This is a genomic window from Verrucomicrobiota bacterium (genome assembly GCA_021294815.2).
Taxonomy (GTDB): domain Bacteria; phylum Verrucomicrobiota; class Verrucomicrobiia; order Opitutales; family LL51; genus LL51.
In genome coordinates this window covers 21,234-46,029 of record CP095464.1, presented here as the reverse complement: position 1 = coordinate 46,029, position 24,796 = coordinate 21,234, and the positions used below count along the sequence as shown (strand labels likewise).

Here is a 24,796-nt window from a genome sequence, read left to right as displayed (position 1 = left end):
ATTGACTAGAGTCCATGGATTGGGGAGGAGGCCGCTGTGTTGAGGATCGTTGTAAACTTTTTCACGGAGAGACGGGTATACTCCTCGATATTCCCTCGTTACCGGGATCATATGGAATTGGTGAACTTGGTCCTCATGCACTTAAATGGATACGGTTTCTCAATGAAACGGGCCAACGCTTATGGCATCTTTTATCCCTTCGCGAAACTGTAGATTTTGAACGCTTTTTTGCCAATACCTCCTATGGTTGGAATACGGATTTAATTTCTTTTGCCTGGTTACGTGATGAAGGACTAGTAGCACCCGAACGGTTAGAGGATTTTAAACAACAAATCGAAAAAAAGTCGCGAACGGAAATCCTACAGTGCCGACGTGTATTATTATCAGAAGTAGCCAACGTTTTTAACGAAAAGGCGTCTGCTGAGTTGTTAGCGGCTTTTATGCGTTTTAAAAAATTTAATCAGCGCTGGCTTGGGCGATTTGCGCTCTTTCGGACGTTGCAGGATGAACTACAAACACCATGGTATGCTTGGCCGGAGGCGTTACGGCAAGGGGATCCTGTATCATTGGAAAAGACACAAAAGCAGCTTCGTGAGCCCGTCTTGCACCATGAAATTTTACAGTTCCTCCTGGCACGTCACTGGGAACGTGTCCGCAGTGCAGCCAACTACGCAGGCATTCGAATGATTCTTTCGGTACCGGTATCGGTTGCGCACGATAGTTATGAAGTTTGGAGTAATCCGGATTTATTTTTCGTTGATCATGAAGGAGTGATCCAGGCGGCGCCCGGACTACTATTATCGAAGTTACTCCCAGAGGGAAAAATTTTTCAGGCACCGCAGTACCGGTGGTCGCGGATTAAGGCGGATCGCTACCGCTTTTGGATCAATCGTTTCCGTCGGGAGTTGCAAAACGTCGACCTTGTAAATTTAGAACACTTTCACATGTTCTTTGAGTGCGATGAATTCGGAGTAAATGATTCGGGACATCGACGAGTCCCAACCGGTGATCAAGAGCTTTTCTTGAGTGTTCGCGAAGCCCTGCAGACGAATAATTTCATCGCGAGTGATTTTTTCGAACAAAAACTTATTGAAGATCGTGCGATTCGACAACTGGAGCTTGGTAGTGCGGTTTTATCCTTAAATGATCAAAAATCACATTACAGTCCGCGCAACATTGTCTATACGAGTCATTATGTGACACCGAGTGGCACAGTTCCTAAATCCCTTGAGGAGTTTTTACGAAAAACGCATGCGGGAGCGTTAATGACGACGCTACCGGATCTTTTAGGTCTGAAGCTTTCGCCTGGAGAATTATTTTCATGGCGCTTCGAATGGTCACAAATTTCCGATGAAGTTTGCAAACGCTTACTCGCTAGGAGATAGACATTCGCCTGTGCGGACAAAGTGGCTGGAGATTTGAAAGCCACGATGGAGGGCTTTGATGAGTGATTGTTCTTGGAGACGCGCGGTGAGATAACCCGCATTGAAGTGGTCGCCGGCACCGGTTGTTGTTTTGGGGGATTCGACGTAAAAGTTTTCGGTAATTCCGTCGATAAAGGCGTCCATCTCGCCATTACTCGCCGCGCAAGAACGTGTGTCATGGATAAAAACTTCTTGGAAGGGAAGGTGTTTTTGAATTGTGCTAGCCATAACTGTAAGCTCCGCGTCGGTATTTTTATGGAGAATCGATAAAATATGTTCCGCTTCCTTGCGGTTGAGGCCCAGTATCATGTGAGGATGGGGGGCAATTTCAAAGAGCTGTAAGAGATCCTTGGGAAAGCGTTTTTCTGGGTCGGCAAGGTCAAAGAAACAAAGTGCGTTTTGTGGCAGTTGTGGTAAGAGTTTTTGGATAATATCATTCATCTGGACAATCATCGTCCAGTTCGTGAAGCAGAAGAGATCATGCGTTAAAGGCGGTAGAATCTCAAATACACAGGACCGCGTAACCGCGTCCATGGGTTGCGTAACGCCTAAAAGCAGTTTGCCGTCGTCGAATTCAAGCGCATTCGTGATCCCAGGAACACCTAGCGAATATTGCTGGATTTTGGAGGATAGCGTTTGGAAAATCGGGTGATCGAGCGTTCCGATAAGATCAACGTGAAGACCATAGGTCGCAAGTGCATTGGCGAGAATTGGCCCATTGCCACCTATTCTTGTCTCGATGGGGTAGAGTTCAATGTTGGTACTTTTCCCGGCAGCACGGGTAATGCGCTGGGCAAAAGCAGAAATTGAACGGACTTTTTGAAAATCCTGACCCGTACCATGGCGCTGATCGACAACTTGGAAAATATGATCCACAAAACCATCAAAACCAACGAGGGCAGATGCCATAGAATTGATAATGTAAAAATTTAATAAAGAGACGAGTTTTTAAAACGGACGGTTTGCGCAAAAGTCGCCGCGTAAACGTGTTGAAAGCCGTTTTGTTTGAGTGTTTGACAGCACTCATTGATCGTTGCTCCCGTTGTTAGGACGTCATCGAGTACAATCACTTTAACCTGTCGATCGACGTGGATCTTCGTATTCAGCCGAAAAGATCCTTTAACGTTTTGTTGGCGCGCTTGGGAATGAAGCCCTACCTGCGGATGGGTGTGGCGAGTTTTTTTCAATAAAAGTTTTATGGAAATTGAAGATTCTATGGCCGCCAGTGCACGTGCCAGGAGCTCGCTTTGGTTGTATTCTCTCCAAAAATGGCGTCGCCAATGGAGTGGGACGGGGACTAAAATACTGCCTTGCAGAAAATCTTTCATGAGGGGATTGCAAAGCATGAGCCGTGCCAAATCGGAAGCGAGATGAGTTTGGTTTTTGTACTTCAGGTTGTGAATGAGTTGCCGGCTATAGCGAGTGATAGGGAATGCTGAGCGCAGTTGTTCAAAATCAAAAGTATAACGTGCACAGCGAGGGCAGGAAGCATCGAAAGTTAATGGATGCCCACAGCGCTTACAGATAGGTTCACGAATAGGAATAAGTCGCGCAGCACAGGCATCGCAAAGATATCGAAAATTTGATTGTCGGAGATGTTCGCCGCAAAAGCAACAATAACGCGGGAATATATAGTCTAAAAAACGCTGTAGCGTCATTCCCATCGTTTTTAAGCATAAAAAAATTCGTTAATTTGAAAAGTAGCGACCGAATGATAAGGCTTGAGAATTGCATGAAAATTAGAAAATAATTGACAGCGGTGCCTACGAGATAAGAAACTAGGCGCGGAGAAATAGACGAGATGGATAAGACGATAACCGAGCAAATCGCTCGTAAACAACCGCTCCTCGATCGAGAACTAGAAAAATTAGAGCGAATCGACGAAGGGGTTTATTGTGTACACCATAGTTGGGGACTAGGAAAGATTCATTCCTATGATGCCTCAACGAACAAGTTAAAAATCGTTTTTGAGGATGAAACAGAGCGCGCGATGGACCCGGTTTTTTGCGCACGAAAGCTCGAGATTTTGCCGCAAGATCATATACTCGTCCAGTTTCACGATCGCCCACAAGAGATCGTGGAGCATGTCAAAAAAGAGCCATTAGAAGTGCTGCGTGCCCTTATTGAGGAAAATCCACGTAAGGAGCTTGCGCTCAGTGAAATCGAGTTTGTCTTTAAGCGTATTATTGGCGAGAGCGGTTTTCGGCGCTGGTGGACAAATACTAAGAAATTACTGACGAAGGATCCGTTGATTATCGCATCATCGAAGCGTTCCAATACCTATACCTTACGTGAACAGCCCGTGAGCGTAGAGGATGATATTCTCGAGCAACTTCAAATTTACAAAGACCCCACTAAAAAAATTGAGATTGCGGCTAAAATTCTCACTTTATCGCCCGAACATCAAGAAGCAATTGCCGACGAGATTAAACGCATCGTCGAAGATCTTAGTGCGATTTTGACGTCAAACGATAAGCGGCTTTCGACAGCACAGCAGCTTGTTTGTTGCTGGGTGCGTAATGATTTAGCGGAGATCACAGGTGATGATACAGAGTATTTTGAGCCGACGCCCGAATCGATTATTCGCGATTGCAATAATTTAGGTAAGTTGGTTGAAGAGCTTCTGCCTTCCTATTACGATCGATTTTTGTTGTTAGTGACTTATGCGTTTCCTGATGAGTGGGAAAGCCGCTGTGCGAACTTGTTGCGCAATAGTCGGGGAAAATTTACCAATGAGTGTGTCCTATTTCTCTGTGAGCGTGGCTGTCATGAGTTTTTGCGTGACTGTTTTGTCCGTTGGCTCAACGAACGTTCACTGAAGTCGCCCATTCTTCACTGGATTATCAAGAACCGTCACGTACGGAAATTTGCGGAGGTCATCTCCGAAAAACTCATTGGGTATCAACTTCTGAAGGCTATTTTTCTTGCAATCGATGCGGATGCCCTTGCCAATACTTCTTCAAAACGTATCCCGTTGGCGGAACTTGTCAGCGAGGATCGGAATCTGATTCGCGATCTTTTGTCGGATGCGAGTGAAGAAAATGCGCGTGATTTGTGTCAAATGCTCATGCAAAATCAGTGGTTTGATGCATTAACGAAAAAACTCCTCTTTGCGCGTTTTATTAAGGAATTCCCCTCGCTCCAGTCCCTGATTTCGGAAAAAATTGTCGAACATCCTGGTGCCGATTTGTCGCTCATTGTTTCACAGGAGAGTTTCGATGCGAAGAAAAAAGAGTACGAATCGCTCATCAATGAAAAGATTCCAGCTAATAAGAAAGCGATCGAGATTGCGCGTGAGCACGGTGATTTGAGCGAAAACTCCGAGTACAAGATGGCACGCCAAGACCAGGAAATTCTATTTTCGCGCCGTGACCAATTGGAGACCGATCTCAAACGGGCACAAGTCTTTGATTTTGCGGAGGCAAGCAATGATGCGGTCGGTATCGGTACGGTCGTTCGTCTACGTTCTGTGGCTTCTAATGAGCAGGCAGAGTACGCGATTCTCGGAGCTTGGGATAGCGACCCGGACAGCAATATTCTTTCCTACAAAACACCACTGGCACACGCATTGCTTTCGCGAACACTTGGTGATGAAGTCGAGGTTAAGATCGGCGACAAAACCTCAGCATGGAAAATCGAATCTATTGCACGTTACGTGGACTGTATGTAGTCTACACAAAAAACGCCCGCACCTGCGGGCGTTTTTTATTCTCGGTAAAAGCCTTTTATAATTCGGGGTGGTTTCGAACATAGGCATGTTCGCGCTCAAAAATGTGGGCCGTCGCAAGTAGGGCGGACTCTTGGAAAAAGTTACCAATAAGTTGAAACCCAATTGGGAGGTTATTTTCTCCAAAACCGCATGGAACCGCTAATGCCGGGAACCCCGCAAGACTTGCCGAAACCGTACAAATATCCTCCAAATACATTTGCAGCGGATCGCTTGATTTGGCACCGAATTTAAAAGCTGTTGATGGGGCTGTTGGCGTTAAGATCACATCGACATCTTGAAAGGCCTGTAGAAAATCCCTCTGGATCAGCGTACGAACTCTTTGAGCGCGCATGTAGTAGGCGTCACGATGATCACTACTCAGTGCGAAGGTTCCCAACAAAATTCGACGTTTAACCTCGGGGCCGAAGCCTTCTTCCCGGGATTTTAAATAGATATCGATCGCATTTGTCGCTTCGGCACTGCGGTGCGAATAGCGGATGCCGTCAAAGCGTGCAAGATTCGAAGAAGCCTCTGCCGTCATAACGACATAGTATACGGGAATTGCATAACGCGTATGCGGTAAAGTGATGTCGACAATCGTGTAGCCCTTTTGCCGGTAAAATGCGATGGCGGCTTCAATAGATTCTCGAATCTCGGCAGAAAGACCTTCGCCAAAATACTCTTTAGGAATCCCGATAAGACAAGGCTGGGTATTTTCGAGGCTTTGAAGATAATTTGGAATATCGGCAGGATAACTTGTCGAATCGCGATCATCATGACCCGCAAGTACCTGTAATAACAAGCAAAGATCACGGATTTCACGCGCATTGGGGCCAATCTGATCCGTGGAACTTGTCAGCGCCGAGAGACCATAGCGGCTAATTAAGCCATATGTAGGCTTTAACCCGTAAATACCACAATAAGCGGCCGGCTGCCGAACAGAGCCTCCGGTATCAGAGCCGAGCGCTAAGGGTAATTCACCTGCAGCTACAGCGGCCGCACTACCACCGCCACTACCGCCTGGAACATGCGCTAAGTTCCAAGGGTTATAGGTTTTATGATATGCCGAGCTTTCCGTAGAAGAACCCATCGCAAACTCATCCATATTCAGTCGACCTAATAAAACCGCGCCCGCGGCATGGAGCTTTTCGACAGCTGTCGCATCATACGGACTGATGTAATGCTCCAAAATTTTACTGGCACACGTCAGGGGCTGTCCTTTTTCGGCAATCAGATCTTTGATTCCAACGGGGATACCATCTAAAGGACCTAGGGTTGCCTTTTGTGCGCGGCGCTGGTCCGAGGCCTTTGCCTCCGCGAGTGATTTTTCGCGATCAATGCTAAGAAACGCCTGTACCTTGGGCTCGACCGCATCAATGCGACGCAGAAATTCTTGAGTCAGTTCAACGGAAGAGATTTTTCCGAGCGCGAGCTGCTCCGATAACGCGTTGGCAGACTGATAAAAAAGTGAATCCATAAAATTGGCTAATCAACAATACGGGGAACGGTAATTTGATGCTCTCGTGTATCCGGAGCGTTTTGTAAGGCCTCATCAACTGAAAAATTCTCTCCAGGGACATCCTCGCGTAAAACATCACAGGCTTCTACTGAGTGATACAAGGGTTCGACACCTTCGATATCGACCTCTTGGATTTGGTCCAAGTAGTGTAGCATGGTGTCGAGTTGCTGCGTTAGGGTCCTTTTTTCGTCGTCGGTAAGCTCAATGCGGCAGAGTTGCATGATGCGATCAAGATCGACGTGTTGATTTGTCATAGCGATGTTAATAAATGCGAACCCGTGCTTAAAGGTCAAGTTCGCGTTACCTTGGATTGAAAAATATGGGCTTCTTGTTTGATTGAACTCGAAGGTGAAAAGCGCAGTCATTTTAGAAGTTCAAAAGCTAGTCGTCGATTATCGTCAGCGTGTTGGATGGAGGTTTTGGAAAACGAGGTCAATCCGTGCTGTCAATGATGTTTCGTTAACGCTTAAGCGTGGCGAAGTTTTGGGAGTTGTTGGGGAAAGCGGCAGCGGGAAATCGACCCTCATCAAAGCAATTGGACACTTTGTTCCAGCTACTTCAGGAAAAATTATTTTGAACGGGAAGGAAGTGCAAGCGCTCAACAACCGACAGTTTTTCCCTTATCGTCGCCGCCTTCAGATCATTCCCCAAAATTTCTCCGATGCCCTGAATCCGACGATGAGCGTGGAGGCCATTCTTAGAGAACCCCTAAAAATCCATTTTCGCCTAACTGCCAAAGAAACGGCATCGCGTATCGGAACGCTATTAGAGTCTGTTGAGCTCAATTCTTCTTTGCTCTATCGATATCCTGCACAACTAAGTGGTGGACAACGTCAGCGCATTTCGATTGCTCGTGGGCTTGCAGTATCCCCCGAGGTCTTGATTTGCGATGAAATGACTAGCGCCTGCGATGTATTGGTGCAAAAACGGATTTTATCGCTTTTGGATAATCTAAGACATAAACACAATATGGCGATCTTGTGGATTGCGCACAATATTGCGGTTGTGGCCCGTTTTTGTGACACGATGATCGTCATGCGCCATGGTCGCTTTTTAGAACTTGGTGAACCGCAAGCGATTTGCCAAAATCCCGTCCATCCGTACACGCGGTTGCTGGTTGATGCCGTTCCTCACATTTAGGGCTTGTCGGATCGTAAAAATGCGTTGTAAGTGTCGGTCAAATTTTTCAAGATGAGCACGATGAGCGAGGGGTTCGGAAGTCGATTAAAGGAAGCGCGCGAGCGAAAAGGGTTAAGCCTAGACGACGTGGCAGAAGCGATTCGCGTTAAGATCGATTATTTAGAGTCGATTGAAAATGGGTCATTCGATTTCGACCTGCCAGATATCTACAAGCGCGGATTTTATAAATCCTATGTCGATTTTCTGGGGCTTGATGTTCCCGAGATGATGGCGATGTGTCCTGTACCCGCTTTTGAAACCATAGAGGCACAACGACATCATACGACAATTGAAGCGACGAAGCGCGATCAGCAAGCAGCACTCGAACGTAACCTTGAAAACATTAAAACATCTTTCACTGACGACGTTTTGGAAGATCCCCATGCTAAAAAAACGACTTCGAAAATCATCATTGATCGCCAAAAGATCTTGAAAATTGCAGGTATTGTCGGTGGCATTATCTTGTTGCTCGGAATCTTGGGGCTGTTCTTTAATAAAATTTCCTCTCATTCTGAAAATAGGGCTTCGGAAAGCGCCGTCACTAATGTGGAGCCCAAGCAGTTGCGGTTACATGCCAAAGATACCGTGCGTGTGATGGTCCGCGAAGAGGAGAGCCGAGAGAATGTATTCACAGGGACACTGGCGCCCGGCGAGCAGAAAAATATCACCTATCAAAAGCCCATCGCGGTTTATTACGATCGCGGTGAAGTACTAGAGATCGAGCTTATGAATGGCGAAATATTGCATCTCCAGGCTGGTCGTGGCGGGTTTCGTCCAGAATAAAATTCCATTTAAAAGACGCGATCGATATGGCGAAGGGAGCGATAAAGCATTGGGGGATTTTTTTAAAAAAACTATTTTTTGCGATCCTGGCGATTTCCTGTGGGCTCTGTTTTTATCAGCTTGGGCAGCAATATGGGGGCTCCTTTAATCTTCAAAGGTCTCACAAGACAGCGACAGAAGAATTCACGCTACAAACGGTTTTAGAGTCGCTTGAAGAACCATTGGAAGTATATGTTTCTTACGAAGACGTTTCACCCTTTGTAGAAAACCTGCGATACTTGTGGAAAACGTACCAATGTACCGCTCCAGAAAAAATCCAATTCACATTTATCGATATTATTAAACAGCCGCGTATATTACAGGACCTGACCTCCCGTTTCGGATCGATTACCCGCAACCAGGTTTTATTGGCCTACAAAGGTGACAGATGCGTGTTGCCGTCGGAAACTTTTTTTGATACCCATGGGCGATTTTGCGGCGAATCTGTTCTATTAGGTTTTATGATGAGTTGGGCCCACTATGGATCTAAAAAAATCCTTTTCACCTCAGGACATGGCGAAATAGATCCTGAGAGCGTACATCCGTATTTCGGCGGTTCTGAATGGAAGATTAGCCTTCAACAAAGAGGCTATCAGCTTAAAAAAACGGAACTTTTGGATGCACTCTCTGTTGACGATACACTATTGATTATTGCCGGCCCTAAGGTAAATTTCTCGAAATCGGGATTAATAATTTTACAAAAATTTCTTCATGATGGTGGTCGCGTTTTGTTATTATTATCGCCACCGTGTATGTGCGGCTTTGGAGAGCTTCTCGAGGAACATGATGTTCGAGGAGAAGGAATCATTGATAAACCACAAATGTCTGACAATTTTTTTAACCTCAATGGGGAGTTTTTAGTAAAAAACTTTGGAGACTACCCGAAATTGCAGCAACTCCAAGGATTGTCAGTTCTATTGCCCCAGAGCTACTGGTTCCGCACAGATCATAGTCCTGAAAAATCCATCGTCCATCAATTAATGCCACTTTTATTATTGAGTGAAGAAAGAAGGGAATGCGAAAGCCAAGATTTTAACTCCAAAAATGAAGACTCCAAGGCACTTGCCGTACTTTCTGCCCCCGTGGGAACACGTGGTAGTGGAGGAAAATTGCTCGTTATAGGAAGTTCTAACTTAGTCGAAAATCGCTACTTTAATGATTTGGGGAATCGAGCATTTATGAATGCACTTGTCGATATCATGTTGGAAAAAGATGGTGAACTAAGCCTCGAGTTTGCTCCAAAAAACTACAAGTTCTCGCTCCAAGATTCCGATTGGAAACGCATTATTATTGGGTTGTTATCACTAGTACTGTGCCTGTTGGTTAGATTTTTTGTAGCGAAAAATTCTCAGCAGAAACGGAAATGAGAATTATCAAAATAGGCCTTTTTTTAGGACTTTTGATCCTTAGTTTGGCGGCTAATTGGTTTTTATTTCGCGGTTTCTCTAAGCACACAATAGAAAATTTTTCGTCCAATTTATACGTTGAAGCGGGCATCGACCGTATCGTCCTCGAAAGGGAAAACTCGAAAATTGATTTAGAAAAGCAGGAAAATTCCTGGAATTTGATTGAGCCCTTTCTCTGGCCAGCAAACATTTTTGCCGTTCGCGAGTTTTTGAGTACATTGAAAAACAGTTACAGCACCTTTCCCCAGAATGTACGGATACAATTGTTTCACCAAGGGAAAATTATTGAGGAAATTCAAGGAGGCAGACCTAATGTCAATCTGTCACAAGAAGAAATATGGAATCACTATTGGAACCCCTATTTTTGGCTCAAAGGAGCTCGCTGTCCCCTAGAAAAAGACGGCATTCAAAAGATTATTTTTAAGGATTTTTTGGGAAAAAAGCGCTACGCTTTAACTAAACGAGATCGGGAAAATTGGTATTTTGTAAGGCCTTACGAAATTCCAGCCGATGGGGACCAAATTGAAGTTTTCTTGAAACAGTGGACTACTTTAGAGTGGTTACCGAATCTTTCAGCGATTAACTCTGAAATGAGAGAGGTTGCATTAACGGTGACTTTAAAAGATCGAGAGCGACGCGCTTTTACAACCTACTTCGGCTCCTCAGATGTCGGCCAGCGCAAAGCGTGGCTCGAAACTTCTGCCATTACCGTTGATTTCCCAGATAAAGATAATCTTTTAGGCAATCTGCAAGTTGCACTCATTGACTGGGGAAAACTATTACCTACACCGCAATCGCTGCAATTTCTTCTCTCTAAAAAGAACCTGATATTTGTCCAAGATGAAGAAGGGCATTGGTGTGCATTTCAATCAGATACGCAGGGGGCAACAAAAATTATTTCTTCCGAACATACGCAAGAAATTCTGGACAATTTTCGATTACTTCGTCCGATAGGGATTGCACCAGAAACACCGATCGATGCGAATAGTAGCGAAAAATTTGAGGTCCTAATCAACGAAAAGTACTCATGGACTTTTTTTATCGTTGGGCACAAAGCTTACGGGAAACTTCGTGGCACACCTTACCAAGTTGAGTTCCTAGTCGCCGCTGTACAAAAGATTTTGTCGGATTTGCATCATGAGTAGCGTGACTGTGGCGATGTCGGGAGGGGTGGACAGCTCGGTCGCGGCCTGGCTGGTTCAGCAGCAATATGCCGATATTTCGGGGGTCTACATGCGAACGTGGCACAATGACGAGGCAGTTTATCCTATCGGTGCATGCCCCTGGCGGCAAGATGCAGAAGATGCCCAAAAAGTCGCAACTCAGTTGGGAATTCCCTTTAAAATCGTCAATATGATCAATCGCTACAAAGAATTCGTTGTCGATCCTTTATTGGCGGGATATCAGAACGGACGAACTCCGAATCCCGATATTCTGTGTAACCAATTTATCAAATTCGGTGCGCTCCAAAGCGTACTTGGCATCGATACAATGATTGCGACGGGACATTACGCGCAAAAACGTGCAAATAGTGATGGAACAGTCGATATCGTCGTCCCTGCAGACCACGAAAAAGACCAGACCTACTTTTTGGCTTATCTTCAACAAAAACAGATTCAAAACGCGATTTTTCCCTTAGGCGATTTCATTAAAAAGACGGAAGTGCGACGTTATGCACGCGAGTTGGGGTTGTGCACTGCCGCAAAAAAGGACAGTCAAGGGATTTGTTTTTTAGGAAAAGTTAAAATTCAACATTTTTTATCACATTTTATCCCTAATAAACCTGGTTCCATTATCGATAACCATGGCAAAGTTGTGGGGCGGCATCAGGGTCTTCATCAATTCACGATTGGGCAACGGCATGGGCTTGGGGTTCCCTCTAATTCCGACGGTAACTTCTATGTCGTTACGGGAAAGGATTTGAAACATAATGTCTTGTACGTCGCCTTTGAGTCGGAGCGTAAGCTGTACGGGAAAACGTACCGTGTGCATCGTCTAAGTTGCACCAATCGGCCACTGCCAGAGCGCGCTACTATTGTTTGTCGTCCGCGCTACCGCGATCCGGATCAAGAAATTTTGTTTGAACGCATTGGCGACGATGAGGCTATTATTACTTTCAAATCAGAGCAACGAGCCTTAGCTCCAGGTCAGGTCGCGGCGTTTTATGAGAGTGGGGTACTTCTCGGCGCAGGAACATATTTATAGGGAGTTCGCAAGTTTATGTGCAGCGATGACGCCGTAATTCATCGCACCAAGCCAGCCGGACATGATAATGCCGACCGATCCCGCATGATAGAGACCTTGAACTTCGTTCGGCAGTTTCATCGAGAGCTCGAGCCCCTCAAATTTTGTTCCAAAGGAGGTCCCGCAAGGGTGACCGGTGTAGCGATAAAAAGTCTTGGGTGTCGCGGCCTCGGTAAAATCAATCTTTTGTCGGATATCAGGAAAAAATGACTCCAGATGTGTGATACATTCTTCCGTAATGCGCTTTTTTTCTTGCTGGTAGCGTTCCTCCGAGAGCGACGCCCAGTCATCCCAGTTGGCGTTCATTGAAGCGACGATCGAGTGCATCGGTTTCTCCTGTGGCCGCGTTTTGGGGTAATAGAGCGAAAACGTCCGGCTTGTCGTGTGGAAATCGCGCAACTCAGTGCTGCTAAAATGGGGGTTGTGCGAGGTGAAAATGAGGTCACCGATATCGTCAATCGACGCATTTTCTCGAATACCGATATAAACCTGACAAGAGCTGTTGTTGATTCGCGTCTTATGGATTTTTTGAATAAATGAAGCGGGAAAATGGTTTTCTCCGACGAGATCGCGTACCGTATTGAGAATGTGTGAATTGGATAAAATCGCTCGACACTGAATTTGCTTCCCTTGGACAACAAGACCTTGAACTTTTTGATCTTTGATCAAAATTTTGTCAACTTTATGGCGTTTAAAAATGGCAACACCATTGTCGCTTAGCGTTTTCTCTATCTTTTTTAACAGCGCGTCGGTCCCACCCTCAAAAGTATAGACGCCCTTGCTCATGAAGTTGGAAAAAACAATACCATATGTGATGGCCTCATCGTCGAGCGTCGATCCGTTGGCGTAGGCAATAGGTTCCATCAACAGGCGATGGACGTCGTCGCGTCCGGGGAAAAATTGTTTAAATAAATTTTTCGTTTTCTGCAAGTTGTGGTCGTAGAAATTCATTTGCCGAAGCGTCGTGAAGAAGTTCTCAACAACGTCGCGCGCAACATGGAACTGCTCAATGAGAATTCGGGTGAAATCTTCCTTCGTGAACGTAGTCTCAAGGTCAAATTGCGGATTTGAGAATCGGATGCGCTTGAGTTGAACAATGCTCTCGGCAATTTCCGGAGACCAATACTTGCGACACGATTTAACCATACCAACAGGAAATCCATGCAGCGAAATATCAAAAATATGTCCCTTTCGAGAAAAATAGGCCGCGAGCCCCCCGAGAACATAGTGCTGCTCAAAAATTGCGACTTTCAAACCAAGTTTCGCTAGGTAGTTAGCAGCCGTTAAGCCTGCTAAACCGCTGCCGATAACCGCGACGTCGAAAAATGCTCCCTCTTCGAGAACCTGTCCCATGCACCGAACCAAAGACTTACCAACGTACCTTCAAGCTAATAGCGAAGGTAAAAACTAGTTAATTTGCGATTTAGCGTGTTACAGGCAGGGCAGATGTCGCCTTTGGAGCGTAGGTGTAACCAATACCGTGTGAAGTACGAATCGTATCTTCTGTATTGATCCCGTGTACTAGGAACAGCTTGCGTAATTTAACGACATACTGGTCCAGAGAACGACTCTTCACATTCGCGTGTTCGCCCCAGATATTGTGGATAATGCTTTTGCGGCTCAAAATAAGATGAGGGTTTTGGGCAAAGTAAGAAATAATTCCGAACTCCTTGCGACCGATTTTCTCCGTTGAACCATCAGGAAAGCGAATTTCAAGGCGACTAGGGTCAACCTGTGTCCCTAAAAATTCAAAAACGCCATCAGTCAGTGAGGCATTGGCGGTCAACTGGGTGTCACCAGAGCGCTCTGAGCGACGGAGTACGGCGGCAATCCGTGATAGCAATTCATTCAGACCGAAAGGCTTCGTCATATAATCGTCCCCTCCAGCTTCTAAACTCGCAACTTTGATCTCTTCTCGATTTTCACCCGAAATAAAGATCGTCGGAATCGAAATACTCTTTTTCTTCAGGTCTTCGAGGAGGTCGAGCCCATTTTTATCGGGTAGGTTTAGGTCTAGCAGCATTAAATTCGAAAAGGAGCGCTGCAAGAACTTCAAGGCATCATCGGCATTATAAAACTTTTGAGCATCCATGCCCGAAACCCGTAGCTGTTTCTCAATAAGGTCTGAAAGCTCGCTATCATCCTCAACTACCAAAATCAAAGGCTTTACTTTAGCCGCCATAGTGGAACAAATCCATTGTGTTTCTGTTTTAATGTCAAGAAAATTTACTCATTTTTGTTAAAAAATTCCGAGAAATACCGATAAATTCAAAGAATATCACCTAAAACGGCATTTTCTGGAAGTGAAAAAGGCTAAAAAAAGAATTGAATTGTTGGGCCTCTATGCTAGAAACCGCGCGCAAAAAGAACGCCATGAAAAAAAAACGAATCGTTATTTTAGGTGCCACGGGGTCAGTGGGGCAAACGGTTTTACGTGAGATTGCTGCCCATCGAGAATTTTTTGAAGTCGTTGGAATTGCATGCCAACGTAACGTTATCCGCGCACAAGAATTGTTGCTGGAGCTCAATATTTCGGCGCTCGCGATCACCGATGAAACGATTCATATTACCTCCAATCGCAAAATTTATCGAGGATCGATGGGTCTGACGGCGATGGTTACGGAGCTTGATTTTGATGTGCTCGTTGTCGCCATTTCAGGAATTGATGGCCTTAAACCAACGCTTCGGGCGATCGATCGCGGCAAAGATATTATTCTTGCAAGTAAGGAGATTCTGGTCGAGGCAGGAGATCTTGTGATGCAGCGTGCACGGGAGCGGGGGGTACAAATTTTACCTCTTGATAGCGAACATAACGCGATTTTTCAGTGTACGCGCGGCGAAACAGGAGAAATTCAAAAATTGCAGCTAACGGCTTCTGGAGGAAGGTTTTGGAATTTACCGGTTTCAGAAATGGAGGCGGCGACGCCAGAAATTGTTTTGAATCATCCCAAATGGTCTATGGGCGCCAAGATTACGGTCGATTCTTCGACGATGGCCAATAAGGGTCTTGAGATCATTGAGGCGATGCACCTTTTTCAAGTCCGAGCAGAACAAATTGAAGTTTTAGTTCACCCGGAGTGTGTTGTCCATTCGTTGGTTGAGTTTGTTGATGGAAATACGCTAGCGCAATTATCACCGACCTCGATAGCCTACGCCGCACGTGCCTGCTTATTTTTCCCGGAACGCGGTATAGCTCCCCAATCCGAGAAGCTTGATCTTGCGCTTCTAGGGTCGTTACACTTCTATGCGCCGGATCTAAAAAAATTCCCCTGTTTGCGACTCGCGTATGAGGTAGCTCGGCGAAAGCAAAGTCTTCACATCGCGTACAATGCGGCCAACGAGGTTGCCGTCGAACTCTTTTTAGCCCATAAAATTCCATTTTTGAGCATCCCTCAAATATTGGAAGCGGTACTCGAAAAAATCGATGATCGCACTTATACGACTCTTGAGGAAATTTTAGCGGTCGATCAGATGGTTCGCTCTCAAGCCTGCCAAGTCGCGCGACGTTTTGCGTTTTAACTCTACTCGAAAAAACTTGTCGACATTGAAGGTTCATATATGGATAGAGTTATGCTGGAGCAGCTGGTCATTATCGGTAGCGGATGTGCCGGGTTAACGGCGGCGATCTATGCGGCACGTGCCAACTTGGCACCGCTGGTCATCGAGGGGAACCAACCGCTAGGCCAGCTCTCCATGACCTCAGAAATTGAAAATTTCCCAGGGTTTCCCGAAGGTATCAATGGTTACGAGCTGATGGAACGCCTACGTCAACAGGCGGAGCGTTTTGGTGCTCATTTTTTATCGGCCCATGTAGATCATGCCGAGCTTCGCGAGAAATGCCTTTATTGTGGCGATCAAAAAAAACAATCCCGAGCGATCATCATTGCTACGGGTGCAGCACCACGAATGTTGAATATTCCTGGAGAACGTGAATTTTTCGGAGGAAAGGGTGTAAGCGTTTGCGCGACCTGTGACGGTGCCTTTTTTAAAAATCGCGAAGTTGTGGTAATCGGCGGTGGCGACTCAGCCTGCGAAGAAGCGAATTTTTTAACCCATTTCTGCTCAAAGGTGACCATAGTTCATCGGCGCGATCAATTTCGTGCCTCAAAAATCATGGCGGAACGCGTTTTAAATAATCCCAAAATTGAAGTTTTATGGAACACAGTCCCGCTGAAAATTTGCGGCGATCAAAAGGTAACGCACGTGCGCGTCCGTTCAGGCGATCGAGAGCAGGATCTTCAGTGTAGTGGTGTATTTTTAGCCATTGGACATATCCCTAATACGACGGTTTTTAAAGATCAACTGTCGTTAGATGCGAACGGCTACTTTACGTCGATCGGGACAACCGAAATTCCGGGGATATTTACAGCAGGAGATTGTTGCGATGTTCATTATCGACAGGCGATTACGGCAGCGGGCATGGGAGCCGCGGCAGCGATTTTAGCGGAGCGTTTTCTGTTATCCTCATAGAGTATGGGCAATTCGTTGGCAGTATATTCGGAAAGCGAGGTAAACGATACCGGTTTGCGCCCCAAGCAATTGAGCGATTTTACGGGGCAAGCCCGGACTGTCAAAAAATTACGCATTATGACTGGTGCCGCGCGCCACCGCCACGAACCGCTAAGCCATATTTTATTGAGCGGTCCACCGGGGCTTGGAAAGACGACATTGGCGATGATTTTAGCCGAAGAGATGCACTCGAATGTCCACGTTACCTCAGGTCCGGTCATTGAAAAAGCGGGAGATTTGGCGGGATTGTTGACGAGCCTGGAGTACGGCGATATCTTGTTTATCGATGAAATCCACCGTCTGGCAAAAACGGTAGAGGAGTACCTTTACTCGGCGATGGAAGACTTTCGCATTGACGTCATGATTGATCAGGGCCCCAACGCGCGCAGTATCCGACTCGATGTTGCGAAATTTACGCTCATCGGAGCGACGACGCGAACGGGACTATTGAGTGCACCACTACGAAGCCGATTCACGCTACAATCACGTTTGGATTATTACGACGTCAATGAACTTTCTAAGATCATTCGGCGTTCTGCCAAATTGCTGGGAATTGCGATTGAAGCGGAGGCAACGGAAGAGATCGCTCGACGTTCCCGAGGAACGCCGCGTATCGCGAATAATTTACTCCGATTTGTCCGTGATTTTGCACATCAATCGAAAAAAGAAACCATAACCCTCCAGGAAGCATGTGCGGCACTAGAGCTTCTTGATATCGACCCCCATGGTCTCGACGAACTCGATAAACGAATTCTTAATATCATGGGACATCACTATGCGGGGGGGCCGGTAGGTGTTCACACGCTGGCAGTTGCCGTGTGTGAAGAACCACAAACACTTGAAGAAGTTCATGAGCCGTTCCTGATCCAAGAAGGTTATTTGCAGCGTACACTCCGAGGACGTATATTGACTGCAAAAGGTTGGTCTTTTTTGGGCCTTCCCCACGAGGTTGATCTTTTTACTGCAGAAAGATAACATTTTCTCAAAAACACACCCCTATAGAGCGGATTTAACTTTACGCTGCGCAGAGGGTCTGCATCATATGGCAACAGAATCATGGCGGATAATTTATCGGAACTCAACAATCGGATTCGTGAAGCTTCAAGCTGGGTGTCCCTTTTACGCGACGAGATGGGACGTGTGATCGTCGGACAGCGCTATATTATTGATCGCATGATCGTCGGACTTCTGGTGAATGGCCACATTTTACTGGAGGGTGTTCCAGGTCTAGCAAAAACCCTAACCGTTCGGACGATGGCGTCGGCGCTTCAGGCAAGTTTTCAAAGAATTCAATTTACGCCGGATCTTCTCCCTGCCGATATCATCGGAACGCTCATTTATGACCAGCGCGCCGGAACATTTGAGGTTAAAAAGGGGCCCATTTTCGCTAATATTGTCCTAGCGGATGAAATCAACCGTTCACCGGCGAAAGTTCAGAGCGCACTTCTAGAAGCGATGCAGGAACGGCAGGTAACAATTGCCGATACGACGTATCCACTACCAGAACCCTTTATTGTCTTTGCGACCGAAAACCCAATTGACCAAGAGGGGACGTATCCGCTTCCCGAGGCCCAGGTCGATCGTTTCCTGATGAAGCTCAATGTGGAGTATCCCGATATGACACAAGAAAAGCAGATCTTAGGTGCCATGGGTAAAAATCAGCCGAATATCGCGGTCCATCCCATTGTAGATCCGGCGACGATTATGCAGTCGCGTGTATTACTTGATCAACTCTACATGGACGAGAAAATCGGTGAGTACATCGTTAAAATTGTCTTTGCGACACGTAAGCCGAGTGATTTTGGTCTACCAATTGATCGCTTTATCGAATTTGGTGCCTCGCCTCGCGCGACGATTGCGTTAGCACTGGCGTCACGGGCCTGGGCATTCCTTCAGGGGCGCGGTTATGTGACGCCACAAGATGTAAAATCGATCGCTATGGATGTTCTTCGACATCGTATTATTGTGACTTACGAGGCGGAGGCGGAAAATGTGAAATCCGAAAGTATCGTAACGAAAATTCTCAATACCGTTCCGGTGCCATGATCACATGCAGGACGAATTCCAGTCACAGGTAACGCGCGAAGTTCTAAAGCGTGTGCGGCAGCTCGAGATTCGGACAAATCGCCTGATTGATGAGCGACTCATGGGCTCGTACCGGAGCATCTTTAAGGGGCAGGGGATTGAGTTCGAAGAGCTGCGGGAGTATGCAATCGGCGATGATATCCGGTCCATCAATTGGAATATCACTGCTAAAACTGGACGCCCATTCGTCAAAAAATTTCGCGAGGATCGTGAACTGAAAATGATGCTCGTTGTTGACGTCAGCGGTTCTTTGGATTTTGGCAGCGCCCACTATAGCAAGCGCGAAGTGATTACGGAACTTGCGAGCCTGTTGGCGTTTTCCGCCATCCGAAATAATGACAAAGTTGGACTATTGCTCTTTTCAGACCACATTGAGAAGTTTATCCCCCCGATGAAGGGGCATAAACATGTCCTGCGGTTGATTCGCGAGCTACTTTTTTTCGAACCTCAAGGCAAAAGGACGCAAATCGGGGATGCAATGCATTACCTGAACAACATCTTACGTGGGCATGCGATTGTTTTTCTGCTTAGTGATTTTATTCAGGCGAAAATCAATGACGTTCGGGACTTGACCCAAGCATTGGAAATCACGAATCGTCGACACGATCTCGTTTGCTTACGGGTACAAGATGTCCGCGAGCAACAGTTGCCTGATGTTGGACTCGTTTCTCTTGAAGACCAAGAAACAGGCGAAGTTTTTACATTCAATACGCACGCTGCACCGATTCGAAACACATATCCCCAGCACCAAATCCGAGAGCAGCAAGCAATTGATACGCACTTACGTCGCGCGGGAATTGATGTTCTAACGATTCGTACGGATGAAGATTATTTGGGCTCTGTCGACCGATTTTTGCGTCAACGTTCCCGGATGCATTAAAAATATTTTGACTTTTTTATCAAGAAACTCATAATGCGCGCCGAGCTATGAGAAGGCGGGGGAAGAAGGATGGGTTTTCAGTGCTGGAGCTGCTCGCGATGGTCGCGATTGTTGGAGTTTTAGTATGGCTACTAGTACCGTATGTTCGGCGTGTGATGGAAAATGCGCATCAGCAAAAGGGGCATAAATGTCTCCAAGGGATTGCGCAAGCGTACAACAAGTACATCAACGATGATCTCGATGGACGGCGAACAATTCATCCAGGCGATATTACGCAAAGCAATGGTGAGGCCGATTACGCACAAGATGGTGTCCAGTGGGCCGTCGTCTTGGCGCGTCGCGGTTACTTGAATGATCCCAATAAGTACTGCTTCTCTGGAGATAATCAAACTTCTGTCGTTGAGCAAAATACGATCGTTAAAGAGGGAGAGCCTTCGGCGACTTCAACAGATGCCTGGACGCGGATCGACGGACAAGAGCTTGAATTCAGTGTTTACCTCGTTGCCGGAGTTCCCGCCAATGCGCCTTTCTCCACAACACCGATTGCATTTAGCCGTGGTATGCCCGTCGACGGTAAATGGCCCGAAAAAGAAGGCGTTTACGGAGCCAAAGGTGGCTGGATTGCATTTTTAGACGGGCACGTCGATTGGTTTGATAACCTCGGTACCGAAGAGGAGGGGTTGCTGGTAAAGTGGAACGGAGGGAAAACTAATGACATTCGCGAAACACTTCCGAGTACTTGTGTTATCTTGTCAGCTTCCGGTATTGTTGCACAAGGAACCGGTGATCGTACTAAAGAAGCTACCGATGTCGATGAATCCGAAGGGGACCATGAGGCAAAGCCTGACTTTGAGGATCACGGAGAGGACGCGCTCGAAGCCGCATAATCAATTGAAAATATTTTTAGAAAAAGATGGACCGTCGCCGTCTAAAGGCATTCACGCTCGTTGAGCTTGTCGTCGTTATTTCAATCATTGGCGTCCTCATGACCTTTGTACTGCCTTCTGTGAGCGATGTTATGGGACGTTCGCGCCGAGCTAATGCACAAAATTGCTTACAAAAAATCGCCCATGCTTACCTCATGTACCGCAATGAGCACGGAGATTTTATCGTTAATGATGTTGAGGAGTTCGCATTATTGATGGCTCGTGCCGGGCTTTTAAACGACCCCAACGCCTATGTTTTTGACGTTTTAGCGCAATCGGTAAATCGTACAAAAAAAGATACGATCGTCACAGGAAACGGCAAAACGGAGAGTCAGTGTTGGGAAGATGCGCATCAGCCTCAGAGTTTTAGTGTAAATCTCGTTGTGGGCCTCGATGAATCCTGTCTGGAAACGACGCCGATCGCTTACACCCGCGGGCTCGACAGTAACGGTCTATGGGATAAAGAAACCGATGTGTTTGCAGGAAAAGGCGGATTTGTTGCCTTTCTCGATGGCCATGTTAAGTGGTATCCTGACCTACAAAATCGGCTATTGAAAAATAACCGTAGCGGAACAACAGGTAATCTCTATGAGGCAATTCCCGTAGGTGCTAAAATTATCGGTGGACAGGGTGTCATTGCGCTATGATGCGGTATTTGAAACGAGGATTTACGCTGATCGAGCTGATCGTCGTCATCAGTGTGATTGCGATTCTGATGAGCTTTGTGTTACCGGCGTCACAACGTGCACTTCTAAGCGCTCGCAAACAACAAGCGCGGGCCCATATGCAGCAAATCGCGCGCGCTTACAGCACATATTATAACGAGGTGGGATCGATTCCGGATGCAACTTCAAGCGTGGAGCTTGCGGAAAAATTTGCGGCAGAAGGATTTTTAAACAACGCCAACCTCTTCATTTATCCGGGTGATGCACGGGCCCCTAAGGTATTACGCGAAACGATTTTCCCCGTTCGTAACGGTCATGCCTGGGAAAGTAACAAGGAGCTCAGCATCGTATTGGTTGGCAATATCGTCAAAAACGTCAATCCGGCTACGACACCCATCGCTTACACTCGCGGAATTGAAGGAAGTCGATGGGGAGAAAACGCACCCTACGGTTCGCGAGGCGGGTTTATTGCCTTTCTCGACGGTAATGTTCGCTGGTATACAGATCTCGCAGAAGACGGAGGACAGCTCATTACTGAGAAATCATGCAGCGCCGACCTAAAGCATGTTATCGAGCTTTCGGGAGGCAGAGCGCTATCACCGAAAACGCCGCATTAATCGCCGTCGTTGCCAATAGCCTGGACGGGACAGCTCTCTAACGCTTCTTCGCAGAGATCAATTTCAGAAGGGGACCGAGGTTGCTGCTTAATGTAGGAGTTGCCACGGTCGGTCATTTCAAAAAAATCGGGCGCGAGCGTACGGCACATATCACAGCCGATACACTGATCGTCGACATAATAGCGACCCGGTACATTTTCAGCGACTCGATTTTCCTTACTTGCCATGTTTTTGGAAAATCCCAAAAGTCATCACTCCGTCAAGTGTGAAATCACGATGCAACCGCTCCACTTTCCCTATGCCGATTTTATTAAAGTGCTTGAGGTAGAGCGCCAATTATCCCGACACACACTTGAAAATTATATTATTTCTATCGAACAATTTATTGACTATCTAAAGCGTTACACGGACAAAAAATTCTGGAGTGAGATCGATGAATCGACAATTCGGCAATATCTAATCGAACTTCTGCGTGATCATAAACACGCAACGGTTAATAATCGACTTTCGGGCCTTAAAACCTTTTTTAAGTTTCTTAAAAACACGCATCAAATCGAGCAAAATCCCTTTGGAGTAATCAGAGGGCCGCGTAATGAAAAAATGCTGCCGAAGGTGTTGACGCCGCAAAATGTCGTACAACTTCTCGAAGCACCCAAGCAGATGTTTCTTAACGGCGAGATTGGTCCGTTTTTGTACCTACGTGATACACTTATTCTCGAATTACTGTACAATAGCGGCATGCGCTTGAGTGAGTTACTAGGTCTAAGTTACCGAGATATCGATGACACCAGAAAAACAGCGCGCGTTATGGGGAAGGGGAATAAGGAGCGCATTTGTCCGATTGGCGGCTATTCCATTGAGGCAATTCGAAATTTCAAAAAAAACCTCAAAAAATCGGTCCAAAATGACGATATCATTATCTGTAACGAACAAGGACATCCACTAACACCACGACAAGTCCAGTATCGCCTCAAAGTTTATCTTCTAAAGGCCGGGCTTCCCATGGACATTACGCCCCACAAACTACGTCACACTTATGCCACACATCTTCTCAATAACGGTGCAAATCTGCGCTTAATTCAAGAACTTTTGGGACATACACACCTCTCGACGACCCAGATTTATACCCACGTCAACTCGGCATTCATGAAACAGGTCTACGACCAATCACATCCCCATGCCTAGCGGTTGTGCAGTAAAGGAAAGAGGAAAAGCGGTACCAAAAGTGTCAAACCGCAGGGTAGAAAAAGTCCAATAGTCCACGGATATGCTTGATGAAGCGCAATGAGTGTGCACAAATGAGATCCTCCCGCGAGAATTATTAGGTAAAGTAAAAACTGGAGGACTCGGATTCTAAAATTGCGCCGTTGAATTAAACGCAAAAACGGCAACCCCGACCATAAGAGAATCAATGGGAGTAGTGCATTCCATGCCAAATCACAGCAACGCATCTGATAAATGGCCTTGTTAGTAATATGAAGATCGTCTATTAATTGCTTGAGTTGAAATAGAGTCAGGTTTTGCGGCGCCTCATTATGCGCAAGAATGATTGCAGGAGGCACGGAACAATCGGAACCACCGTACTCTTCGAAAACTTGAACTTTGGATGCTAATTGATGTTCGTCAAAGTGGGTAATCTTCCCGCGATAAAAATGCCAGCATTGAGATTCTGCATCGAAAATCGCAAAATCTGCCTGAATGCGCCACTGCGTATTGCCACAAACATCGTAACAATTCAGGACGATATTTTCCGCCCGTTGGTTTACAGGATCGTAGGATTGCAAATAAACAAGCTGCTCGTTATTTTGAAAAAAAAGGTGCTGTAACCGTGCTGATGGACCGTGATGGATATGAGCGATGTACGCCTGTGTGTCCGATTGTGCCTGGGGAATAAGCCATAAATTACTAGCAAGGAGAGATAGGGATAAAAACAACGCAAGATTCCCCATTGGGCGAAAAATACGATGCCACGAAATCCCCGAAGCATAGCACACAATGAGCTCCTGACGCCGTAACATTCCTCCGTAAAAAAATAAAAATGCGAGCAAGAATGCAACAGGGACGGTTAGTGGCAAAAGTACGACGCTGTGTGCCAAATAATAACGACAGACAGAGATGAGCGTTACATGTGCTGCAAGAAATTGCTCAAGGTGCTTGTAGAGGTCTTCTAAAAACAATAGCACTGTCAGCAGTAATAAAAATCCACAAAAGCGCTTTGCGACACCACAAAAACAATACTGGTCAAGCAGCTTCACGGATAATTCACATTAGACAAAAATGCCAAGTTCCAGTTTCCCAATTTCTGAGATCATATCCATATTCCAAGGGGGATCCCAAACTAACTGTACCTGCGCCTCGTACTCAGGATATAAAGTTAAAACGAGATCCTCGACGGAACGCAGCAAGAAATCGCCCATTGGACACGAGGGCGATGTTAATGTCATCACAACTGTAATTGTTTTGTTTTCAATGTCGCCATCGACCTGGTAAATAAGTCCTAAATCGACGATATTGACGTGTACATCAGGATCTTCGATCGTCTTGAGTTGTTCCCATAACATCTCGCGATCAAAAGTTGTACCTATTGATGATTGGGGAACACTGCTCATTATTCTATGCAAAATAGACCTCCCTTGCTGGGAATCAAGTTTTTCATTGGAATAAAGTTTTTGGTAGAATATGCTTGACTTTATGTTTATGGCCCCGACAGTGAGGGACGTTTGTTGCAGGGTGGAGCAGTCTGGTAGCTCGTCAGGCTCATAACCTGAAGGTCCTTGGTTCAAATCCAAGCCCTGCACCCATTTTGGCTAT

General features: G+C 46.2%; 25 protein-coding genes and 1 tRNA gene. 17 read left to right on the top strand and 9 right to left on the bottom strand.

Annotation, left to right across the window (positions count from 1 at the left end; genetic code table 11):
• Positions 1 to 14: 14 nt before the first annotated feature.
• Positions 15 to 1,385 (top strand): 4-alpha-glucanotransferase, encoded by a 1,371-nt coding sequence (locus LW808_000240; protein UPA28497.1) that lies wholly within the window; start codon positions 15 to 17, stop codon positions 1,383 to 1,385.
• Here the strand turns inward: LW808_000240 and LW808_000235 are convergent.
• Both LW808_000235 and LW808_000230 read right to left on the bottom strand, forming a co-directional pair.
• Positions 1,368 to 2,333, bottom strand: coding sequence for a carbohydrate kinase family protein (locus LW808_000235; GenBank protein ID UPA28496.1), 966 nt, complete (start codon positions 2,331 to 2,333; stop codon positions 1,368 to 1,370). The two genes, LW808_000240 and LW808_000235, sit on opposite strands and share 18 nt — an antisense overlap.
• Before the next feature lie 20 nt (positions 2,334 to 2,353).
• The gene (locus LW808_000230) at positions 2,354 to 3,088 is read right to left on the bottom strand and encodes a ComF family protein (GenBank protein ID UPA28495.1); all 735 of its coding nucleotides are present in this window, start codon (positions 3,086 to 3,088) and stop codon (positions 2,354 to 2,356) included.
• Positions 3,089 to 3,225: 137 nt separating this feature from the next.
• Here LW808_000230 and greA point away from each other — a divergent pair, with 137 nt between their 5' ends.
• Positions 3,226 to 5,094: a transcription elongation factor GreA gene (gene greA / locus LW808_000225; protein ID UPA28494.1), complete on the top strand. Its 1,869-nt coding sequence runs from the start codon at positions 3,226 to 3,228 to the stop codon at positions 5,092 to 5,094.
• A 55-nt stretch (positions 5,095 to 5,149) separates the two neighbouring features.
• Here the strand turns inward: greA and gatA are convergent, their stop codons facing one another.
• The gene (gatA, locus tag LW808_000220) at positions 5,150 to 6,610 is read right to left on the bottom strand and encodes an Asp-tRNA(Asn)/Glu-tRNA(Gln) amidotransferase subunit GatA (protein ID UPA28493.1); all 1,461 of its coding nucleotides are present in this window, start codon (positions 6,608 to 6,610) and stop codon (positions 5,150 to 5,152) included.
• 8 nt (positions 6,611 to 6,618) lie between these two features.
• Positions 6,619 to 6,906: an Asp-tRNA(Asn)/Glu-tRNA(Gln) amidotransferase subunit GatC gene (gene gatC, locus LW808_000215; GenBank protein ID UPA28492.1), complete on the bottom strand. Its 288-nt coding sequence runs from the start codon at positions 6,904 to 6,906 to the stop codon at positions 6,619 to 6,621.
• Positions 6,907 to 7,000: 94 nt separating this feature from the next.
• Here gatC and LW808_000210 point away from each other — a divergent pair, with 94 nt between their 5' ends.
• From LW808_000210 to mnmA, 5 genes are read left to right on the top strand one after another with little or no spacing between them, the layout of a single operon-like run.
• Positions 7,001 to 7,792 (top strand): ATP-binding cassette domain-containing protein, encoded by a 792-nt coding sequence (locus LW808_000210; GenBank protein UPA28491.1) that lies wholly within the window; start codon positions 7,001 to 7,003, stop codon positions 7,790 to 7,792.
• A gap of 60 nt (positions 7,793 to 7,852) precedes the next feature.
• Positions 7,853 to 8,614 carry a helix-turn-helix domain-containing protein gene (locus LW808_000205; GenBank protein ID UPA28490.1) on the top strand — a complete coding sequence of 254 codons (762 nt, stop codon included), beginning with the start codon at positions 7,853 to 7,855 and terminating at the stop codon, positions 8,612 to 8,614.
• A 26-nt stretch (positions 8,615 to 8,640) separates the two neighbouring features.
• Positions 8,641 to 10,020, top strand: a complete 1,380-nt coding sequence (locus LW808_000200; protein UPA28489.1) for a GldG family protein — start codon at positions 8,641 to 8,643, stop codon at positions 10,018 to 10,020.
• Positions 10,017 to 11,204 (top strand): hypothetical protein, encoded by a 1,188-nt coding sequence (locus tag LW808_000195; protein UPA28488.1) that lies wholly within the window; start codon positions 10,017 to 10,019, stop codon positions 11,202 to 11,204. Before LW808_000200 ends, LW808_000195 begins: the two co-directional genes overlap by 4 nt.
• Positions 11,197 to 12,264, top strand: coding sequence for a tRNA 2-thiouridine(34) synthase MnmA (mnmA, locus tag LW808_000190; GenBank protein ID UPA28487.1), 1,068 nt, complete (start codon positions 11,197 to 11,199; stop codon positions 12,262 to 12,264). Before LW808_000195 ends, mnmA begins: the two co-directional genes overlap by 8 nt.
• Here mnmA and LW808_000185 read toward each other — a convergent pair.
• Together LW808_000185 and LW808_000180 are read right to left on the bottom strand one after the other, a co-directional pair.
• Complete coding sequence (locus LW808_000185) at positions 12,259 to 13,656, bottom strand: FAD-dependent oxidoreductase (GenBank protein UPA28486.1); 1,398 nt, start codon at positions 13,654 to 13,656, stop codon at positions 12,259 to 12,261. The genes mnmA and LW808_000185 overlap by 6 nt on opposite strands.
• Positions 13,657 to 13,726: 70 nt before the next feature.
• A complete protein-coding gene (locus LW808_000180; GenBank protein ID UPA28485.1) occupies positions 13,727 to 14,485 on the bottom strand; it encodes a response regulator transcription factor in 759 nt (252 codons plus the stop codon).
• 191 nt (positions 14,486 to 14,676) lie between these two features.
• Here LW808_000180 and dxr point away from each other — a divergent pair, with 191 nt between their 5' ends.
• The 8 genes from dxr (at position 14,677) to LW808_000140 (ending at position 21,985) form a co-directional block, all read left to right on the top strand.
• Complete coding sequence (gene dxr / locus LW808_000175) at positions 14,677 to 15,822, top strand: 1-deoxy-D-xylulose-5-phosphate reductoisomerase (GenBank protein UPA28484.1); 1,146 nt, start codon at positions 14,677 to 14,679, stop codon at positions 15,820 to 15,822.
• A gap of 39 nt (positions 15,823 to 15,861) precedes the next feature.
• Complete coding sequence (gene trxB / locus LW808_000170) at positions 15,862 to 16,773, top strand: thioredoxin-disulfide reductase (protein UPA28483.1); 912 nt, start codon at positions 15,862 to 15,864, stop codon at positions 16,771 to 16,773.
• Positions 16,774 to 16,776: 3 nt separating this feature from the next.
• Positions 16,777 to 17,787: a Holliday junction branch migration DNA helicase RuvB gene (ruvB, locus tag LW808_000165; GenBank protein ID UPA28482.1), complete on the top strand. Its 1,011-nt coding sequence runs from the start codon at positions 16,777 to 16,779 to the stop codon at positions 17,785 to 17,787.
• Between the two features lie 81 nt (positions 17,788 to 17,868).
• Positions 17,869 to 18,858, top strand: a complete 990-nt coding sequence (locus tag LW808_000160; protein ID UPA28481.1) for a MoxR family ATPase — start codon at positions 17,869 to 17,871, stop codon at positions 18,856 to 18,858.
• 4 nt (positions 18,859 to 18,862) lie between these two features.
• Entirely contained in the window at positions 18,863 to 19,777 is a 915-nt protein-coding gene (locus LW808_000155; protein UPA28480.1) for a DUF58 domain-containing protein, read from the top strand.
• A 47-nt stretch (positions 19,778 to 19,824) separates the two neighbouring features.
• The gene (locus tag LW808_000150; GenBank protein UPA28479.1) at positions 19,825 to 20,664 is read left to right on the top strand and encodes a prepilin-type N-terminal cleavage/methylation domain-containing protein; all 840 of its coding nucleotides are present in this window, start codon (positions 19,825 to 19,827) and stop codon (positions 20,662 to 20,664) included.
• A 26-nt stretch (positions 20,665 to 20,690) separates the two neighbouring features.
• On the top strand, positions 20,691 to 21,350 hold the full coding sequence (locus LW808_000145) for a prepilin-type N-terminal cleavage/methylation domain-containing protein (GenBank protein ID UPA28478.1): 660 nt from the start codon (positions 20,691 to 20,693) through the stop codon (positions 21,348 to 21,350).
• A complete protein-coding gene (locus LW808_000140) occupies positions 21,347 to 21,985 on the top strand; it encodes a type II secretion system GspH family protein (protein ID UPA28477.1) in 639 nt (212 codons plus the stop codon). The genes LW808_000145 and LW808_000140 overlap by 4 nt, the downstream gene beginning before the upstream one ends.
• Here LW808_000140 and LW808_000135 read toward each other — a convergent pair.
• Positions 21,982 to 22,212, bottom strand: a complete 231-nt coding sequence (locus tag LW808_000135) for a ferredoxin (protein ID UPA28476.1) — start codon at positions 22,210 to 22,212, stop codon at positions 21,982 to 21,984. The two genes, LW808_000140 and LW808_000135, sit on opposite strands and share 4 nt — an antisense overlap.
• On the opposite strand from LW808_000135, the gene LW808_000130 reads away from it, so the two are divergent.
• Positions 22,211 to 23,170, top strand: coding sequence for a tyrosine recombinase XerC (locus LW808_000130; protein ID UPA28475.1), 960 nt, complete (start codon positions 22,211 to 22,213; stop codon positions 23,168 to 23,170). The two genes, LW808_000135 and LW808_000130, sit on opposite strands and share 2 nt — an antisense overlap.
• On the opposite strand, the gene LW808_000125 is transcribed toward LW808_000130, so the two are convergent.
• Together LW808_000125 and LW808_000120 are read right to left on the bottom strand one after the other, a co-directional pair.
• The gene (locus LW808_000125) at positions 23,167 to 24,240 is read right to left on the bottom strand and encodes an LptF/LptG family permease (GenBank protein UPA28474.1); all 1,074 of its coding nucleotides are present in this window, start codon (positions 24,238 to 24,240) and stop codon (positions 23,167 to 23,169) included. The genes LW808_000130 and LW808_000125 overlap by 4 nt on opposite strands.
• Positions 24,241 to 24,252: 12 nt before the next feature.
• Positions 24,253 to 24,594: a metal-sulfur cluster assembly factor gene (locus tag LW808_000120; GenBank protein ID UPA28473.1), complete on the bottom strand. Its 342-nt coding sequence runs from the start codon at positions 24,592 to 24,594 to the stop codon at positions 24,253 to 24,255.
• Positions 24,595 to 24,709: 115 nt separating this feature from the next.
• Between LW808_000120 and LW808_000115 the strand changes: the two genes are divergently transcribed.
• Positions 24,710 to 24,786: transfer RNA gene (locus LW808_000115), tRNA-Met, on the top strand.
• The last annotated feature ends 10 nt before the right edge of the window (positions 24,787 to 24,796 follow it).

Excerpts from the sequence above, each read along its gene's own strand:
- LW808_000240 (UPA28497.1), top strand. The coding sequence starts at position 15 with ATGGATTGGGGAGGAGGCCGCTGTGTTGAGGATCGTTGTAAACTTTTT.
- LW808_000235 (UPA28496.1), bottom strand. The coding sequence starts at position 2,333 with ATGGCATCTGCCCTCGTTGGTTTTGATGGTTTTGTGGATCATATTTTC.
- LW808_000230 (UPA28495.1), bottom strand. The coding sequence starts at position 3,088 with ATGGGAATGACGCTACAGCGTTTTTTAGACTATATATTCCCGCGTTAT.
- greA (UPA28494.1), top strand. The coding sequence starts at position 3,226 with ATGGATAAGACGATAACCGAGCAAATCGCTCGTAAACAACCGCTCCTC.
- gatA (UPA28493.1), bottom strand. The coding sequence starts at position 6,610 with ATGGATTCACTTTTTTATCAGTCTGCCAACGCGTTATCGGAGCAGCTC.
- gatC (UPA28492.1), bottom strand. The coding sequence starts at position 6,906 with ATGACAAATCAACACGTCGATCTTGATCGCATCATGCAACTCTGCCGC.
- LW808_000205 (UPA28490.1), top strand. The coding sequence starts at position 7,853 with ATGAGCGAGGGGTTCGGAAGTCGATTAAAGGAAGCGCGCGAGCGAAAA.
- LW808_000200 (UPA28489.1), top strand. The coding sequence starts at position 8,641 with ATGGCGAAGGGAGCGATAAAGCATTGGGGGATTTTTTTAAAAAAACTA.
- LW808_000195 (UPA28488.1), top strand. The coding sequence starts at position 10,017 with ATGAGAATTATCAAAATAGGCCTTTTTTTAGGACTTTTGATCCTTAGT.
- mnmA (UPA28487.1), top strand. The coding sequence starts at position 11,197 with ATGAGTAGCGTGACTGTGGCGATGTCGGGAGGGGTGGACAGCTCGGTC.
- LW808_000185 (UPA28486.1), bottom strand. The coding sequence starts at position 13,656 with ATGGGACAGGTTCTCGAAGAGGGAGCATTTTTCGACGTCGCGGTTATC.
- LW808_000180 (UPA28485.1), bottom strand. The coding sequence starts at position 14,485 with ATGGCGGCTAAAGTAAAGCCTTTGATTTTGGTAGTTGAGGATGATAGC.
- dxr (UPA28484.1), top strand. The coding sequence starts at position 14,677 with ATGAAAAAAAAACGAATCGTTATTTTAGGTGCCACGGGGTCAGTGGGG.
- trxB (UPA28483.1), top strand. The coding sequence starts at position 15,862 with ATGGATAGAGTTATGCTGGAGCAGCTGGTCATTATCGGTAGCGGATGT.
- ruvB (UPA28482.1), top strand. The coding sequence starts at position 16,777 with ATGGGCAATTCGTTGGCAGTATATTCGGAAAGCGAGGTAAACGATACC.
- LW808_000160 (UPA28481.1), top strand. The coding sequence starts at position 17,869 with ATGGCGGATAATTTATCGGAACTCAACAATCGGATTCGTGAAGCTTCA.
- LW808_000155 (UPA28480.1), top strand. The coding sequence starts at position 18,863 with ATGCAGGACGAATTCCAGTCACAGGTAACGCGCGAAGTTCTAAAGCGT.
- LW808_000150 (UPA28479.1), top strand. The coding sequence starts at position 19,825 with ATGAGAAGGCGGGGGAAGAAGGATGGGTTTTCAGTGCTGGAGCTGCTC.
- LW808_000145 (UPA28478.1), top strand. The coding sequence starts at position 20,691 with ATGGACCGTCGCCGTCTAAAGGCATTCACGCTCGTTGAGCTTGTCGTC.
- LW808_000140 (UPA28477.1), top strand. The coding sequence starts at position 21,347 with ATGATGCGGTATTTGAAACGAGGATTTACGCTGATCGAGCTGATCGTC.
- LW808_000130 (UPA28475.1), top strand. The coding sequence starts at position 22,211 with ATGTTTTTGGAAAATCCCAAAAGTCATCACTCCGTCAAGTGTGAAATC.
- LW808_000135 (UPA28476.1), bottom strand. The coding sequence starts at position 22,212 with ATGGCAAGTAAGGAAAATCGAGTCGCTGAAAATGTACCGGGTCGCTAT.
- LW808_000120 (UPA28473.1), bottom strand. The coding sequence starts at position 24,594 with ATGAGCAGTGTTCCCCAATCATCAATAGGTACAACTTTTGATCGCGAG.